Source organism: Pantoea sp., assembly GCF_028283705.1.
Lineage (GTDB): Bacteria > Pseudomonadota > Gammaproteobacteria > Enterobacterales > Enterobacteriaceae > Pantoea.
Window position 1 is genome coordinate 1 of record NZ_JAPWKD010000034.1, and the last position, 16,177, is coordinate 16,177.

A 16,177-nucleotide genomic window follows, 5' to 3' on the forward strand; every position below is an offset into this window, starting at 1 on the left:
TGGCGATGATGGTGATTCTGCTGATTCGCGACAAATCGAAAGAACGTACCGGACGTAAGCTGCTCAACCGCTTTATGTATGCGGCCGTGTCGGCCATGACCACTAACCAGGCACGTCGCCGGGAAAACCATCTGCCCGCGCTCTATCAGCAATTGTTCCTGCTGCTCAACCTGTTCCCGGGTGATATTAATAAATACCGTATCGCCCTGACGCTGATTATCGGTCATCAACGATTACGCAATGCGGAAGTCCCCATCAATGCTGATTTGTCGGCTTACCACCGTCAGCTGCGAGCCACTGCGGACCAGGTTATTTCGACGCGCAGTGATGATAAACGGCGCGTTTATTTTGAGCGGTTATTGCAGGAGCTGGAAATTTACCAGGAAAAACTCCAGCAATATGCGGCACCAGGCAGCGTGACCGAGCCAGTGAAACGGTTAGCCGCTATGCTGAGTAAGTACCGCAACACATTGATTCAAATCTAAAATGAGCCGCCGCGTTTATCGCGCGGCCCGTTGTCACAAAACCTCCGGATAATGCCATCTATACTTTCCTGACAGGATGCAAACAGGCGGGAGAAGCAGGGATGTCCCCTTCTTTTGCCGCGACGCATTCATTTCAATGCTTTAATCAGTAGTGGCACAGAGAGGATCGTCATGATGAGAATCGAACGTTTTGATTTCGATGAAATCGTCGATCAGGCGCACTTTTTCCGGCAGTTCAGCGACCGTTTTGCGCTGGCGGATTTGGCGATTATTGATCTGGACGATCTCTGGGAAGCGGTGACCGGCGATCAGCTGCCGTTGCCGCTGGAGATTGAATTTATTCACTTAGGAAAGGGGCAGAAGCGCCGTTATGGCGCGTTGATTCTGTTGTTTGATGAAGCAGAAGAGGAGCTGGAAGGGCAGCTCCGCTTTAATGTGAAGTAACCACAAAAAGGGCCCCGGCGAGCGGGGCCAAAGGGTTCGTCAAGCAGTTGACGAGGAATTACTTATACAGTTCAGCAGTAATGTGATAATTGTCGCCAGTGCGGGCTTCAATCACTTTATAAGCGCTGGCACCCTGTTCATCGGCTTTCTGCGACAGCTGAGCACGATAATCCATAGGCGCACCGGCAGTACCACTGATAGTCACTGTCCCCGCAGGCTGCATAGTCTGAGCCTGTTCTGCTGTGACCAGCTGTGCGGCAGACGCACCAAAAGCGAGGACAGAGAGCAGGCTGGCAGTTGCGATGGTTGTTTTGATTTTCATTGTATTCTCCTTTAGCAATCAACAACCTGCGGTGATAAGTGGGGAGCGGGTCGTCGATTTCTATCCTGGCACCCGCAGGCACCGGATAGTCAGTTAGCAATTATTTGTACAGTTCAGCAGTGACGTGATAGGTGTCATTCTGATTGTTTTCAATAATGCGGTAGTGGCTGGCACCCTGAGCATCCGCTTTGGCTGACAGCTCCTGACGGATATTCATCTGGTCGCCATCACGACCACTTACGCTGATGGTTTGGTTCAGCGGTTGCAGATTCATGCTGTCTGCCTGTTCGTTAGTAATCAGGTTGGCAGCGCTGGCACCGAAAGAAAGAATGGAGGCCAGGCTCAGAACTGCGATAGATAATTTGGTTTTCATAATTCACTCTCCTGAATTTTGTCTGGCAACCTGAGCGCAACTGCGTCTCAAATGGGTTGCCGTTCATACTTGTCTTGTTTCAGTAAACTTATTTATAAAGTTCAGCGGTAGCGTGATAGGTGTTGTCATTACGCGCTTCAATCACGCGATAAGCTTTAGCACCTTGCTGGTCTGCTTTTTCACTCAGCTGCTGATGGATATCCATCGGCGAACCGGCAGTGCCGCTGACACTGATGGTGCCGGCCGGTTGCAGATTCATGGCCTGATCGGCATTGATAGAATCTGCGGCAAAAGCACCAAATGACAGGGCAGATAGAACGCTCAGGGTTGCGATAGTAGTTTTAACTTTCATGATTATTTCCTCGTCTTCTGTTTTTTCTCTTTTTATTCACTGTGATTTGCATCACGAAACAAGTATAGATCTAATAACCAATGAAATTAATATTCAGCTAATAATGTTTGGTTGTTATTCTTTATCCTTATGGCAACTTTTAATAACTGGGTGTTATAAAAACCGCCTGGTTTCTGTCCAATGGCTGTTAATTACATGTAAAAACAAAGGTCTATATCATTTTATCTTTCTGTGCGAAATATCCCGGTTGATCCAGCTGGCTGATACGCAGTTAGTGGGGAATACGGCTGATGTTGGTATGTAAAGCAGTGTAAAATAGCGCGAAAGGTTAAGCAGGCTAAAAGGTCCTACCAATCATCCAGAGGGGTGAGAACTGACGGGAATATGCTTAATGCATTGTTTCCTGAGCGTTTTGGCTTAAGCGCGACGGCTGGAGAGGGAGATAGCAGGATTGTTACCGGCAGGTAATCTGCCGGTAGCAGGCAGGGTTTTATAGCTCTTGTTCGAATAAAACCAGGATAGCGTCGTGCAGTTGCTTCACGGTAAAGCTACGCGCAGGGGTAATAAAGATGGTGTCATCACCGGCGATGGTGCCGAGGATGCCTTCCGCCTTGCCGAGAGAATCCAGCAAACGAGCAATCAGCTGTGCGGCGCCAGGACTGGTATGAATCACCACCAACGCATCGTTATAGTCGATATCCAGCACCAGGTTTTTCAGCGGGCTGGTGGTGGTGGGGACTCCCAATTCGGCTGGCAGACAATACACCATCTCCATTTTTGCGTTGCGGGTACGCACTGCACCGAACTTAGTCAGCATACGAGAAACTTTTGACTGGTTGATATTCTCGAAGCCGTCTTCCTGCAACGCCTGCACAATTTCACCCTGAGAGCTGAATTTCTCTTCTTTCAATAGGGCCTTGAACGCCTTGATCAGGTCGTCCTGTTTAGATGGGTTTCGCATAGGTTACCAATAAAAAGAGGGATGCATCGGGCAACAGGCCCGTAGCAGATAAATTATTATGCATTTAAATGAATTTTTATGCAATAAACCAGGTGAGAATTTCGCCAGGAAAACCTGCGGGGCGGCGATCATAACAGAGATTTCCCGCTGCGCCAAAATCGCGGGGTGGCACGCAAAAGCGAAGGTTGCAATGTTGTTATATTATTGAAGTGGTAACAACAAAATGACTGATCATTGCCGACCCCTGTCTTCTGGCTGCGACCTATGATCATTCAGGCGACTTCTGAAGTGTGGATGTCTCGGGAGCCGAATTGCGGCGTCAGTGTTTATAGCGCGACGGGCCTTGTCGCTATCGCCTGAGAAGTTGATTACACTCGTAACCTGATGGAAACCCGGCATATCTCTGCCCCACCTTAATAAGGAGTCCAGGATGAAAGTTGCCGTTCTCGGTGCCGCTGGTGGTATTGGCCAGGCGCTTGCACTGCTGCTCAAGACCCAATTACCCGCAGGTTCAGCTCTCTCGCTCTATGACATCGCCCCGGTAACACCGGGTGTGGCTGTGGATCTCAGCCATATTCCCACCGCAGTGAAAGTTGAGGGTTTCAGTGGTGAAGATGCCACGCCCGCACTGAAGGGAGCCGATGTGGTGCTGATCTCCGCCGGAGTGGCACGTAAACCCGGCATGGATCGCGCCGACCTCTTTAACGTTAACGCGGGCATTGTCCGCAACCTGATTGAACAGGTGGCGAGCACTGCACCAAAAGCCCTGATTGGCGTTATCACCAACCCGGTTAACACCACGGTCGCGATTGCGGCGGAAGTGCTGAAGAAAGCCGGGGTATACGATAAAAACCGCCTGTTTGGTGTCACCACCCTGGATATTATTCGTGGCAATACTTTTGTCGCGGCGCTGAAGGGCAAACAACCGGGCGAGATTGACGTGCCGGTGGTGGGCGGCCATTCGGGCGTCACTATTCTGCCGCTGCTATCGCAGGTAAAAGGCGTCAGCTTCAGCGAGCAGGAAGTCGCGGATTTGACCAAACGGATTCAAAACGCCGGTACCGAAGTGGTGGAAGCCAAGGCAGGTGGCGGTTCTGCGACGTTGTCGATGGGGCAAGCGGCTGCGCGCTTTGGTCTGTCGCTGGTACGAGCCATGCAGGGCGAAGCCAATGTTGTGGAATGTGCTTATGTGGAAGGGGATGGTGAATACGCCCGATTCTTCTCACAGCCGCTGCTGCTGGGCAAAAACGGCATCGTTGAACGGCGACCGCTCGGGCCGCTCAGCGCTTTTGAGCAGCAGGCATTGATCGGCATGCTGGATACGCTGAAGAAAGATATTGCCCAGGGCGAGGAGTTTGTGAAGTAACCTGCAGCGGCGCGATTTATCGCGCCGCCACTTTTATAACCCACCTGATTTAAAATTCCGTGCCGCAGGTGCGCCATTGCTGGCCGGCGTCTTCTTGCCCAGTGTTTCCATACGCACCTGGAAAGGCGGGAAGGGCATTTCAATGCCGTGCGCGGCGAAACCATGCAGAATCAACTGATGCAGCTCATGACGCAGCGGCATGCGATGCCCCATTTCGGCGGCATAGACGCGCAGCTCAAACAGTTGAATCCCCTGTTGCAGATCGACGAGAAAAACATCGGGTGCAGGCATATCCAGCACATACGTACAGCGCTCTGCCGCCTGTTTAAGCAGATTTGTTATTTCGTCGCTGTTCACCCCGGCGGGTGCAGGAATGGTCAGCACGACGCGTGTGACGGAGTCGGACAGCGACCAGTTAACGAACTGCTCAGTAATAAAGGCCTTATTCGGCACGATGATTTCTTTACGGTCCCAGTCGGTAATGGTGGTCGCACGGGTATTAATACGCGTGATACTGCCGGTGAGATCGCGAATGGTGACGGTATCGCCAATACGAATCGGCTTCTCGAACAGGATGATCAGGCCGGAAATAAAGTTGGCAAAGATTTCCTGTAAACCAAAACCAAGACCCACACCGAGTGCGGCGACCAGCCATTGCAACTTCGCCCATTCGATACCAATCATAGAGAAGCCAATCAGGCCACCGATCAGCATCAGCACATATTTGGTCAGGGTGGTGATGGCATAGCCAGTACCGGGCGTCAGATTCAGGTGCTGTAACAGCGCCAGCTCCAGTAGCGCTGGCATGTTACGTACCAGCTGGGTAGTGATAATCAGCACCAGTATGGCGATCAGGACCGAGCCGAGGGTAATCGGCTGGATGCTCTCCACCCCCTGAATCGTGGTACTGACATCCCACAGGCGGATATTTTCCAGAAAACCGAACGCCGAGTGAATTTCTGACCACAGCACAATCACCGACACCAGCGCAATTAATGTCAGAAGGGAGCGCACCAGACGCAGCGACTGGGCGCTGATGGCGTCGAGATCGATAATCGGTTCGTCCGCTTCTGGTGCTTCGCTACTCCCGGCGGGCTGATCCTTCTCCTCTTCGCTACGTGCGCGGTTTGCCAGCATATCGGCACGGCGCTGACGGGCGCGATCAAAAGCGATACGGCGACGCTGAATCAGCATCCAGCGGCGGATAATGTGGTAAATCACCAGCAGGAAGAACCAGATGCCAACGGACGTTTCCAGACGTGCCAGCAGCGCCTGCGCAGTCGCCAGATAGCCGATGCAGGAGGCGAAGGCGGCGACCAGCGGGATGGCGATCATCAGGTTCCACAGGATGCGATTGACGAAGTTATCGCCGTTACCTTCTTTATCCAGATATAGCGGAATACCTGCACGTTTCAGGCTGACGGTGACAATGCTCAATGCGCCGCAAATCAGGATGAAGCACAACCGCCCCAGCGTTGATGAGAACTCACGGTCCTCCAGATTAGCGAAGGCAATCAACAGCATGATCAGCGGCACAATCAGGCCGACGCTGAGTGAGTAATAACGCATCGCGCGCGCCACCCGCGTGTGCGGCCAGCGGAAATGCACCACAAACAGGCCATTTGGACGGGCAAACGAGGCACTGATCATAAATGCCCACAGCAGCGGCAATGTGGCGGTAATACCGTCGCCGATCGCTACCGCTATCGGGTAGGGCCAGGCTTCCTGCAATCCATAACCCAGTGCAGCCCACAGCACCGGTATCGGTACGGCCACCAGAATTGACCAGAACACCGTGCGCAGCGTCAGGCTGAATTGATCCTGTGTGACCTTGCCAACTTTGCTGGCGGCACGCGCCAGAAACGCATGGTAATGACGGCGCGTGCTGATGCTAAACCCAACCAGTAGCAGTGCACCCATGATTGGCAGCACGGTTTCTTTGCTGGTAAACATCATGGCCAGCGCTTTACCTAACTGGCCCAGCGTATCGAGCGATAGCAGGCGTCCCAGCGACTGTGCCACATCCACCGGGAAATTCAGGTCAACGGTGCTGACGTCAGCCGTCCAGAACAGATAGCGATGTGTGGCGTCGCGCACTTCAGCCAGCGCATCCTGCAACTGGGTATTGGAGACTTTAAGTTTGGTAATTTCCAGAATCAGCGTATCGCAACCGGAAATTAATGAGTTGAGTAACTCGCGCTGAGTTTTCAGCTGAGCTTCGAGGATACGGCTCTGCTCGCTGGTAAAGGGCGTGCCATCATCCTGCTTCTCTTTACGCAGCGTTTGCTGGCGCTCAAGCAAATCTTCATAACGCAACCGCTGGACACGTAACTGGCCCATCTCGTTATCAATCTGCTGCGATTTCGGCACATCTGGCAGACGCGCGACCTGGGCGCGCAGCGCTTCGCCCAGCAGGTTCGAGGCTCCCAGCCATTGTGATTGCTCGCGCAGGGTGCTTAGCGCCTGGCGTACCTGCAAGGTCTGATTGGTCGACAGTCGCTGCTGCGAAGCGACCAGATCCATGCGCTGTGCCTGTTGATTGAGATCGGCTGACAATTCACGGTTTACCCGGAATTGATCGCTGATGATGCTGGGCAAATCGCCACTGTTTTCTGCCAGTTGTTCGGTTCGCTCCAGCGCCTGTTCTGCTTCACGCTGACGTTGGTTATTCAGTTGATTACGCAGCGCCTGGAGATAGTTATCCAGCTGGGTCGCCTGGCGCTGATGTATTTCGGCACGCATCCGCGCCAGTTCCTGGCGATTATTGGCGGAGAGCTGCGCCAGCTCCAGTTCATCCACACGGGCTTTATTGGCGGCGTTTTCCGCCTGACGTGCGTAAACCTGTGCCTGGGCCTGCGGCGTCGTGGCTGCAGCGGCACCCTGTACACGGCGGTCGCTCTCGGTCATCGCGCGACGTGCTTCGGTTTGCTGCTGTGGTAACTGCGATAGCGAATCGCTGATTTCACGCGCCCGGTCCTGTTCCTGCTGAGCCTGGCGTCCCTCTTCCAGCAACTGACTGCTAACCTGCAAAATCTCCTGATCCAGCTCGGCGCTGCTCATATTACTGCGCACGGTTTTGCTGTTATCCGTCAGACTGGCGAGTTGCTGGCGCAGCTCACGCGCCAGTCGCGGGAAGTCATCAATCACTTGCTGATATTGCTTCGTGCGTTCCAGGGAGTCATCACGTTCAGCAAGAAAATTGAGTGCCGTTTCCAGCGTCTGAATTTGTTCGGTTTGAGAGGGGGAACTTTTCGCGGATTTGGCCGCGTCCAGTTCTTGTTTCAGGTCGCTGGCTACCGGGACAGTGGCAGCGAAAGCAGTGCTGCTGAACCACAGGCTCAGCAGCAGAATAAGAGAGGCACGCACTGGGAAATTCCCGCTTAGTCGGTGAGCGGGGCGGTTTCACCCGGCAGTGGCAGGGCGATGGCCAGCGGCTGACCGAGGCGGGTCTTGCTTTCGGCTTCCAGGCTTTCCGCCAGTTTGACGCGCTGTGGCGCAAACAGGTTGATGACCGTTGAACCCAACTTGAAGCGACCCATTTCCTGTCCTTTCAACAATACAACGGCTCCGTCATGGTCGGCTGCCGGGTAGTGCCAGCGTTTAATCACCCCTTCACGCGGCGGCGTAATCGTCCCGGCCCACACGGTTTCGATGCTGCCAACAATGGTGGCACCCACCAGAATCTGCACCATCGGGCCGTGATCAGTATCGAACACGCAAATGACACGCTCGTTACGGGCAAACAGATTCGGGATGTTGCGTGCGGTTAACGGGTTGACCGAGTAGAGGTCGCCCGGGACATAGATCATTTCACGCAGGACGCCGTTGCAGGGCATATGCACGCGATGATAATCACGCGGCGCCAGGTAAGTGGTGACAAAGTTGCCATCCTGGAACTGCTGCGCCAGTTCATCATTACCCGCCAGCAGCGCCTGCAGCGTGTAGTAGTGACCTTTGGCCTGGAAGATCTGATCGCCTTCGATGCGGCCTAACTGGCTGATGGCACCATCAGCTGGCAGGGCCAGCAGCGTTGCATCGGGATCGATCGGACGTGCCCCTTCTTTTAATGGGCGCACAAAGAAGTCATTAAAGGTGCGATAGCTGGCAGTATCTGGTTTGCTGGCCTCAGCCATATCGACTTTGTAGTACCAGACAAAAATATCAATGACCGCTTTGGTCAGCCAGCCACCACGCCGACTGGCACCCCAGCCCGCGAGTTCGGTCAGTCCTTTCTTAGGCAGAATATGATTCAGGCCGAGTTTAAAACGATCAAACACCTTAGCCTCCTGGCTTTATTACGTATCGTTGAGACAAAAGGGGGCGGATTGTAGCAGCGCCCCGCGTGCCGTTGTACTCATTAATCTTCGCTGGCGGAAAAGTTTTTACGCGTTTTTACCTGCGCCATGCTTTCCAGAATACGGTGGTAGTTATCGAAACGGGAAATGTTGATGGTCCCGTTTTCTACCGCTTCGCGAATGGCACAGCCCGGATCGTTGTCATGTTTGCAGTCGCGGAATTTGCAACTGCCAAGAAACTCACGAAATTCGACAAATCCACGGGTAATTTGTTCCGGCTCCAGGTGCCACAAGCCAAATTCACGTACCCCAGGGGAATCAATGACATCGCCGCCGTGGGGGAAATGGTACAGGCGTGCGGCGGTGGTGGTGTGCTGGCCGAGACCCGAGGCATCCGAGATGTCGTTGGTCAGGATTTCGTCACCGGCAACATCCAGACCCAGCAAGGCATTCAGCAGGCTGGATTTGCCGACGCCAGACTGTCCGGCAAAAATGCTGACGCGGCCAGTCAGTGCGGCTTCCAGCTCGGCCAGGCCATTTTTGGCACGGCTGGAGACCATCAGCACGCGGTAACCAATATGGCGATAGATATTCATCTGCTCATCGACAAAGGCGCGAGCCTCGTCATCCAGCAGATCGGTTTTGTTCAGCACCAGCAGGGGCTCGATCCCCAGGGTTTCGCTGGCAACCAGGTAACGATCGATGATGTTGAGTGACAGTTCCGGCAGGATCGCTGAAACGATAATGATCTGATCGATGTTGGCGGCGATCGGTTTGATGCCGTCGTAATAATCGGGGCGCGTCAGTACGCTGGTACGATCGTGCACAGCTTCGACGATCCCTTTGCCGCCGTTCTCATTCGCAGCACGCCATAAGACGCGATCGCCCGTCACCAGCGAACGGATGGTGCGACGGATATTACAGCGATGCACCTCGCCCGCGCTATCCTCGACGTCTGCGTGCATGCCGAAGCGGCTGATCACTACGCCATCGGTTGCTTCCCCAAACAGGCTGTCATCCGGTTCCGGTTTTTCGTTCCGTTGCTTCAGACGACGCTCGTGGTTCGCACTCACACGACGTTGTTGACCCTTCGACAGTTTATTTTTGCTCACGCATCCTCTCACGCTTTCGCCAGGCTTCGCCCCGCTGGGCAAAACGTCTATGATACACCTTAATTTAGTCTAATGACGACTTTGGCAACGGGCGGAAAACGCATGACAGCTGGAAATGAAAACAATCTGATTTGGATCGACCTCGAAATGACCGGACTGGATCCGGAACGCGATCGTATTATTGAGATCGCCACGCTGGTGACCGATGCAAACCTGAATATTCTGGCAGAGGGGCCGGTGCTGGCGGTGCATCAATCCGATGCGCAGCTGGCGCTGATGGATGACTGGAACGTGCGCACTCACACCAATAGCGGCCTGGTGGAGCGTGTGAAAGCCAGCCAGTACGACGATCATGCTGCTGAACTGGCAACTATCGAATTTCTGAAACAGTGGGTACCCGCGAATACCTCGCCGATTTGTGGCAACAGCATCGGTCAGGATCGTCGCTTCCTGTTTAAATACATGCCGGAACTGGAAGCCTATTTCCATTACCGTTATCTCGATGTCAGTACCCTGAAAGAGCTGGCGCGTCGCTGGAAGCCCGATATCCTGCCAGGTTTCAAAAAGAGCGGCAGTCATCAGGCGCTGGATGATATTCGTGAATCGGTGGCGGAACTGGCTTATTATCGCGAGCACTTTTTGCAGCTTTAAGCTGGTCAGGGTGCGCAGGAAAACAGCAGGTTGCTGAATTAAGCAGCAAACGCGCGGAAAGCGAAAAATTTTGCTTTCAGGCTCTTGCGATGGAAAGGATTTCTCGTATAATGCGCACCCCGTACCGATGAAGAATTTCGGTATGGTACAGAGTCAGTTTTTAGTTTGCTCAGTCGCAAACAAATACAACGATGCAGCATCGAGTATTTTTGTTTGCAACAAGGCGGCAACTGAACGAGTCCCTGGGAGTTTACTCAAGTAAGTGACCTGGGTGAGTGAAGGAAGCCAACGCAGTCGCAAACAAAAAGACGACGATGATGCGGGAATAGCTCAGTTGGTAGAGCACGACCTTGCCAAGGTCGGGGTCGCGAGTTCGAGTCTCGTTTCCCGCTCCAAAATCTGTATAGCAGCACCCTCTACGCGGGAATAGCTCAGTTGGTAGAGCACGACCTTGCCAAGGTCGGGGTCGCGAGTTCGAGTCTCGTTTCCCGCTCCAAAATTTGTATAGCAGTACCTCCTACGCGGGAATAGCTCAGTTGGTAGAGCACGACCTTGCCAAGGTCGGGGTCGCGAGTTCGAGTCTCGTTTCCCGCTCCAGATTTTTATATTCATTAAAGTTGTTTGTCGTAGATTACGAACAGCACTAAAACTGTGTCAGCCAGGGCGTTTTCTGAAATTTTGCTCAATTCTGCTGAGGCAGGTAAGTGACGAATTGGCGACGGTCGCTGCCAAAATAATTCTTCAGGTTATCCACAATCTGTCTGGTGCACCCGGACGGCGCTTTACCCCATCTGCAAAACTGTTTTAAACAGAGTTATCCACAGGCTCTGGACAGACACCCGCAACGTAAAACATGTGAAAATGTTAACGATTAATAAATAATTAACTGATTTTAATGATTATTTTCATGTTTCAGTCTGTTAGTACGATGACTGGACGATATAACGGGGCATACCTGCAATCGGACTTATAATTTTATTCACAGCATGTGGAAAAGGATTTTATCCTGTAAATTTGCTCAATCACGCATCACGTGACAGTCCCTTTTCAATCGCACGTACCAGCCGCAGTTTGCGGGCGGGCTGAACGTCAATCGCCAGTGCAGCACGTTTCTGTCGCTGCTGTTCCAAAGCCCAGTCGATATGTTCATCCAGCAATGGATGCTCCCCTGAACGCTGTTGCAGTACGGTAATGTTTTCTTCCGACCACGGGGCATTACCCAGCGCTACCGCGACATTGCGCAACCAGCGCAGATGACCAATCCGGCGAATTGCCGATCCCTCCGTCACGCGCAGAAACTTTGCTTCATCCCACATAAATAGCGTGGTGAGGGGCGGGGCATGCAGCACCGCTCGGGGCGAAAAATCGTCCTCATCTGTCAATTGCCCATAGCGATTCCACGGACAAATCAGCTGACAATCGTCACAACCATAAATACGGTTGCCAATCAGCGGACGGAACTCCTCGGGAATGGCACCTTCCAGCTCAATGGTCAGGTAAGAGATGCAACGACGCGCATCCACCGTGTAGGGCTCGACAATCGCCGCTGTGGGGCAGATGGTCATGCAGGCCACACAACGACCACACTGCTCCTCCTGCGGGGTATCGACCGGCAGCGGCAGATCGATCAGCAGCTCGCCGAGGAAAAACCAGGACCCCGCTTCGCGGTTAAGGATTAGAGAATGTTTTCCGGTCCAGCCGAGTCCCGCTTTGGCTGCCAGCGGGCGTTCCAGCAGTGGCGCTGAATCAACAAACGGGCGGAAATTCAGTTCGCCACAATGCTCCTGGATCTTATCCCCGAGTTTTTTCAGCCGATTACGCAGAACTTTGTGATAGTCGCGTCCCAGCGCATATCGGCTAACATAACCGAGCTGAGGGTTTTTTAACGTGCTGGCGAAGGCGGCTTTGGCAGGCAGATAATTCATGCGCACGCTGATGACGCGCAACGTGCCGGGTAATAACTCATGAGGGCGCGCGCGCATCATGCCATGACGCGCCATCCACTCCATCTCGCCGTGATATTGTTTCTCCAGCCACGCCTGCAACCTGGGCTCTTCTGCGCTGAGGTCGGTATCGCAAATACCTACCTGCTGGAAGCCAAGTTCGCGCCCCCATTGTTTAATCTGTTGGGCAAGCTGATGAAGATCGAGAGGGTATGACATGAGAAACCAGGAATTGAATGCTAACCCGCGCAGTTTATCACACTCTGTCTGGCCTGCGCAGGCGATAGGGCAACTGGAACGCGATGCGGCCGACAGCCTGGGATTGACCCTGTATGAATTGATGCTGCGTGCCGGGCAGGCCAGCTATGAACTGGCGCGTCGGTTATGGCCTGACGCCAGCCACTGGATGATTCTGTGCGGCCACGGTAACAACGGGGGGGATGGCTATGTGGTAGCGCGACTGGCGCAGGCGGCAGGGATGCAGGTGACACTGCTGGCGTGTGCGGGCAGCAAACCGTTGCCGGAGGAGGCTCAACAAGCGCGGGAGGCCTGGCTGGCCGCTGGGGGCGTTATTCATGCCGCCGATGCCCCCTGGCCGCAACAGGTTGAGGTGATTATCGATGCACTGCTCGGCACCGGGCTAAATCGTGCTCCCGGCGCGCCTTATGCTCATCTGATTACGCTGGCAAATGCCCATGTTGCGCCCGTGCTGGCAATTGATATCCCGTCCGGACTGATGACGGCAAACGGTACTGCGCCGGGTGCGGCCATCGTTGCCGCTCATACCCTCAGCATGATCGTGCTGAAGCCGGGTCTGCTCACCGGCAAGGCTCGTGATTATGTTGGGCAGCTGCATGTTGACGAACTGGGATTATCACCGTTTCTCACCGGCAATGAGGCACCGATGCAGCGGGTTGATGCGCAGGATCTGTCCCGCTGGCTGAAGCCGCGTAAAGCGACGTCCCACAAAGGTGATCATGGCCGCCTGCTGGTGGTGGGTGGCGATACCGGTACGGCAGGGGCCATTCGCATGACAGCGGAAGCGGCACTGCGCGCCGGTGCGGGCCTGGTTCGCGTATTAACGCATGAGGATAATATTGCGCCGATCCTGACTGCCAGGCCGGAACTGATGGTGGATGCACTGAGCGAGGCGCGCCTGCAACAGGCACTGGAATGGGCGGATGTGATCGCCATTGGCCCTGGCTTAGGCCAGCGTGAATGGGGGAAACAGGCACTGAAAAGGGTGGCTGCTTGCGAAAAGCCGATGCTTTGGGATGCAGATGCACTTAACCTGCTGGCAATCAACGCAGATTCCCGTCAGAATCGCATCATCACGCCACATCCGGGTGAGGCTGCTCGCCTGCTGGATGTGAAGACCAGTGATATTGAGAGTGACCGCATCCATGCCGCCCAGGCGCTGGTCAAACGCTACGGAGGCGTGGCAGTGCTGAAAGGGGCGGGTACGGTGATTGCCAGTGCAAAGGGACAGCTGGTGATTGCCGATGTGGGTAATGCCGGTATGGCCTCTGGTGGTATGGGGGACGTACTGAGCGGCATCATTGCCGCGCTGATAGGCCAGAAACTGGCTTTGTTTGATGCGGCCTGTGCAGGCTGTGTGGCGCATGGTGCAGCAGCGGATGCCGTTGCCCGTCTGCGTGGCACGCGCGGTATGCTGGCCACCGATTTGTTCGAACTGCTGTGGCAGTTTGTTAATCCTGAGATGATCCAACAATAAAGCATGAAGACCTGTGTTATCCCTTTGCCCGATGAAGCGGCAACCCTTGAACTTGGCGCACAGCTGGCCCGCGTATGCAGCAGTGCGGCGGTAATTTATCTTTATGGCGATCTGGGTGCCGGTAAAACCACCTTCAGTCGTGGTTTTTTGCAGGCGCTGGGTCATCAGGGCAATGTAAAAAGCCCCACTTATACGCTGGTCGAGCCTTATACGCTGGGAAGTCGTACTCTGTATCATTTTGACCTGTATCGTCTGGCCGATCCGGAAGAGCTGGAGTTCATGGGGATTCGTGATTATTTCAGCGGCGAGGCGATTTGTCTGGTCGAATGGCCGCAGCAGGGCACGGGTGTGTTGCCTGACCCCGATTTGGCATTGACGCTGCGTTACGTTGATAACGCGCGTGAAGCAGAATTACAGGCGGTTTCGGTGCAGGGTGAAAGCCTGCTGCAACACTTTAAGCAGCAAAGGAATCAGGCATGATGTCACGGATGAAAATGGTCCTTGCGGCCCTGCTCTGCCTGTTTTCGGCTTCAGCGCTGTCGGCCGCGTTGTCAGATATTAAAGTTGAGAATGGTGATAGCCAGGCGACTGTAACACTGAGTTTCAACGGCCAGCCGGTGTATGGTTTTTTTCCGCTGCATAATCCCGATCGCGTGGTGCTGGATATCCGCCAGAGCGGCAATATTCAGGGGCTGCCGCTCAATTTCAGCGGCGAAAATCTGGTTAAGCGTATCCGCAACAGTAAACCGCAGGATAAGCAAAGTATCCGCCTGGTGTTCGAGCTGACGCAGGCAGCACACACCCGTGCCACCACGCAGCGTGAAGGTAATCAATATCGTGTGGTGTTTACCATGCGTGGTACGCAAACCGCTAAACGTAACGCTGCGGCAGTAAGTTCCGTGCGGGAAACGCAAAGTAGTAGCCAGGGGAATCCGTTCAATGCCAACCCGGTGACGGCAGTGAGCAGCAGCGATACCACGATACGCCCTGGCGGTGCGGTAAGCCGTAACGAACAGGTCATCGTGGCGATTGACGCCGGACATGGCGGCCAGGACCCGGGGGCTTCAGGCCAGCACGGCTTGCATGAAAAAAATGTCACCATCGCCATTGCGCGCAAGCTGAAGGCGCTGATGGATCGCGATCCCATGTTTAAACCGGTGTTGACGCGAACCGGTGATTATTTTATCTCGGTGATGGGCCGTTCCGACGTGGCGCGCAAAGAGAATGCCAACCTGCTGGTATCGATTCACGCCGATGCTGCACCCAGCCATTCGGCAACGGGGGCGTCGGTGTGGGTGTTATCCAACCGTCGCGCAAATAGCGAAATGGCGAACTGGCTGGAGCAGAAAGAGAAGCAATCGGAACTGCTGGGCGGTGCAGGTGATCTGCTGGCGAACAGCCAGGCCGATCCTTACCTGAGCCAGGCAGTGCTGGATCTGCAATTCGGCCATTCACAGCGCGTGGGCTATGATGTGGCGGTGAAAGTCCTGCAACAGCTGCGTAGCGTCACGCCATTGCATAAACGCCTGCCAGAGCACGCCAGCCTCGGTGTATTGCGTTCACCGGATATTCCCTCTTTGCTGGTTGAAACCGGCTTTATCAGTAATGCCGCGGAGGAGCGACTGCTTGGCAGTAGCGCATATCAGGAGAAGATTGCTCAGTCGATTTATAAAGGCCTGCGCAATTACTTCCTGGCGCATCCGCTGCAATCGGTCCCAAAGGAAGAAAATAGGCCGCTGGACAACGCACCAGCGGTTAGCGTCGCCAGCAATCCGGCGACGGGAACGGTGCAGTATACTGGCGTGACGCAGCGCCATACGGTGACACGCGGTGAAACCCTGTCAGGCATTGCGGCAAAATACGGTGTCAGCATGGCGACATTGCGTGAAATGAACAACCTGAAACGTGATGTGGTCTGGGTCGGTCAGCGTCTGAAAGTTCCGGCTAAATCGGGTGTCGCCTCGACGGCCGCTCGTGGCCCGGTGCGCCATAAAGTGGTGCGTGGCGACTCTCTGACGGCCATTGCTGCCCGCTACGGAGTCAGCCCCAATGCCATCATGCAGGCCAATAATATGAAGTCCTCCAATGTGATGCTGGGTCAGACCCTGAAAATTCCGCAATCCTGATTGCTGGCCCCT

At 54.3% G+C, this 16,177-nt stretch carries 15 protein-coding genes and 3 tRNA genes; 10 read left to right on the forward strand and 8 right to left on the reverse strand.

Annotation, left to right across the window (positions count from 1 at the left end; translation table 11 throughout):
* Window positions 1–485: FUSC family protein (locus PW844_RS26705; protein WP_299458376.1), on the forward strand; the 485-nt coding region annotated here is incomplete at its 5' end.
* Between the two features lie 174 nt (window positions 486–659).
* Window positions 660–929, forward strand: a complete 270-nt coding sequence (locus tag PW844_RS26710; RefSeq protein ID WP_084877204.1) for a hypothetical protein — start codon at window positions 660–662, stop codon at window positions 927–929.
* Between the two features lie 58 nt (window positions 930–987).
* Here the strand turns inward: PW844_RS26710 and yhcN (PW844_RS26715) are convergent, their stop codons facing one another.
* The 4 genes from yhcN (PW844_RS26715) to argR all read right to left on the reverse strand — a co-directional run bounded on the left by yhcN (PW844_RS26715) (window position 988) and on the right by argR (window position 2,937).
* Complete coding sequence (gene yhcN, locus PW844_RS26715) at window positions 988–1,251, reverse strand: peroxide/acid stress response protein YhcN (protein ID WP_299458378.1); 264 nt, start codon at window positions 1,249–1,251, stop codon at window positions 988–990.
* A gap of 100 nt (window positions 1,252–1,351) precedes the next feature.
* A complete protein-coding gene (locus PW844_RS26720) occupies window positions 1,352–1,624 on the reverse strand; it encodes a YdgH/BhsA/McbA-like domain containing protein (protein WP_299458379.1) in 273 nt (90 codons plus the stop codon).
* 88 nt (window positions 1,625–1,712) lie between these two features.
* Window positions 1,713–1,976 carry a peroxide/acid stress response protein YhcN gene (gene yhcN, locus PW844_RS26725; RefSeq protein ID WP_084877200.1) on the reverse strand — a complete coding sequence of 88 codons (264 nt, stop codon included), beginning with the start codon at window positions 1,974–1,976 and terminating at the stop codon, window positions 1,713–1,715.
* A 490-nt stretch (window positions 1,977–2,466) separates the two neighbouring features.
* The gene (gene argR / locus PW844_RS26730; protein ID WP_084877198.1) at window positions 2,467–2,937 is read right to left on the reverse strand and encodes a transcriptional regulator ArgR; all 471 of its coding nucleotides are present in this window, start codon (window positions 2,935–2,937) and stop codon (window positions 2,467–2,469) included.
* Between the two features lie 430 nt (window positions 2,938–3,367).
* Here argR and mdh point away from each other — a divergent pair, with 430 nt between their 5' ends.
* Complete coding sequence (mdh, locus tag PW844_RS26735) at window positions 3,368–4,303, forward strand: malate dehydrogenase (protein WP_299458384.1); 936 nt, start codon at window positions 3,368–3,370, stop codon at window positions 4,301–4,303.
* 33 nt (window positions 4,304–4,336) lie between these two features.
* On the opposite strand, the gene mscM is transcribed toward mdh, so the two are convergent.
* From mscM to rsgA, 3 genes are all read right to left on the reverse strand, one after another.
* On the reverse strand, window positions 4,337–7,669 hold the full coding sequence (gene mscM, locus PW844_RS26740; protein WP_299458385.1) for a miniconductance mechanosensitive channel MscM: 3,333 nt from the start codon (window positions 7,667–7,669) through the stop codon (window positions 4,337–4,339).
* Between the two features lie 14 nt (window positions 7,670–7,683).
* Complete coding sequence (gene asd / locus PW844_RS26745; protein WP_299458386.1) at window positions 7,684–8,580, reverse strand: archaetidylserine decarboxylase; 897 nt, start codon at window positions 8,578–8,580, stop codon at window positions 7,684–7,686.
* An 80-nt stretch (window positions 8,581–8,660) separates the two neighbouring features.
* Window positions 8,661–9,710: a small ribosomal subunit biogenesis GTPase RsgA gene (gene rsgA, locus PW844_RS26750; protein ID WP_299458388.1), complete on the reverse strand. Its 1,050-nt coding sequence runs from the start codon at window positions 9,708–9,710 to the stop codon at window positions 8,661–8,663.
* Window positions 9,711–9,812: 102 nt separating this feature from the next.
* Here rsgA and orn point away from each other — a divergent pair, with 102 nt between their 5' ends.
* The 4 genes from orn (at window position 9,813) to PW844_RS26770 (ending at window position 10,958) form a co-directional block, all read left to right on the forward strand.
* Window positions 9,813–10,361: an oligoribonuclease gene (gene orn / locus PW844_RS26755; RefSeq protein WP_208716662.1), complete on the forward strand. Its 549-nt coding sequence runs from the start codon at window positions 9,813–9,815 to the stop codon at window positions 10,359–10,361.
* A gap of 319 nt (window positions 10,362–10,680) precedes the next feature.
* A tRNA-Gly gene (locus PW844_RS26760) sits at window positions 10,681–10,756 on the forward strand.
* A 25-nt stretch (window positions 10,757–10,781) separates the two neighbouring features.
* Window positions 10,782–10,857, forward strand: a tRNA-Gly gene (locus PW844_RS26765).
* 25 nt (window positions 10,858–10,882) lie between these two features.
* Window positions 10,883–10,958, forward strand: a tRNA-Gly gene (locus PW844_RS26770).
* A 425-nt stretch (window positions 10,959–11,383) separates the two neighbouring features.
* Here PW844_RS26770 and queG read toward each other — a convergent pair.
* Entirely contained in the window at window positions 11,384–12,523 is a 1,140-nt protein-coding gene (gene queG, locus PW844_RS26775; protein WP_299458391.1) for a tRNA epoxyqueuosine(34) reductase QueG, read from the reverse strand.
* Between queG and nnr the strand changes: the two genes are divergently transcribed.
* The 3 genes from nnr to amiB are packed head-to-tail and all read left to right on the forward strand — an operon-like array spanning window position 12,522 to window position 16,165.
* A complete protein-coding gene (nnr, locus tag PW844_RS26780) occupies window positions 12,522–14,039 on the forward strand; it encodes a bifunctional ADP-dependent NAD(P)H-hydrate dehydratase/NAD(P)H-hydrate epimerase (RefSeq protein WP_299458393.1) in 1,518 nt (505 codons plus the stop codon). The two genes, queG and nnr, sit on opposite strands and share 2 nt — an antisense overlap.
* A 3-nt stretch (window positions 14,040–14,042) precedes the next feature.
* Complete coding sequence (gene tsaE, locus PW844_RS26785) at window positions 14,043–14,519, forward strand: tRNA (adenosine(37)-N6)-threonylcarbamoyltransferase complex ATPase subunit type 1 TsaE (RefSeq protein ID WP_299458395.1); 477 nt, start codon at window positions 14,043–14,045, stop codon at window positions 14,517–14,519.
* A complete protein-coding gene (gene amiB / locus PW844_RS26790; RefSeq protein ID WP_299458397.1) occupies window positions 14,516–16,165 on the forward strand; it encodes an N-acetylmuramoyl-L-alanine amidase AmiB in 1,650 nt (549 codons plus the stop codon). Before tsaE ends, amiB begins: the two co-directional genes overlap by 4 nt.
* Window positions 16,166–16,177 lie beyond the last annotated feature (12 nt).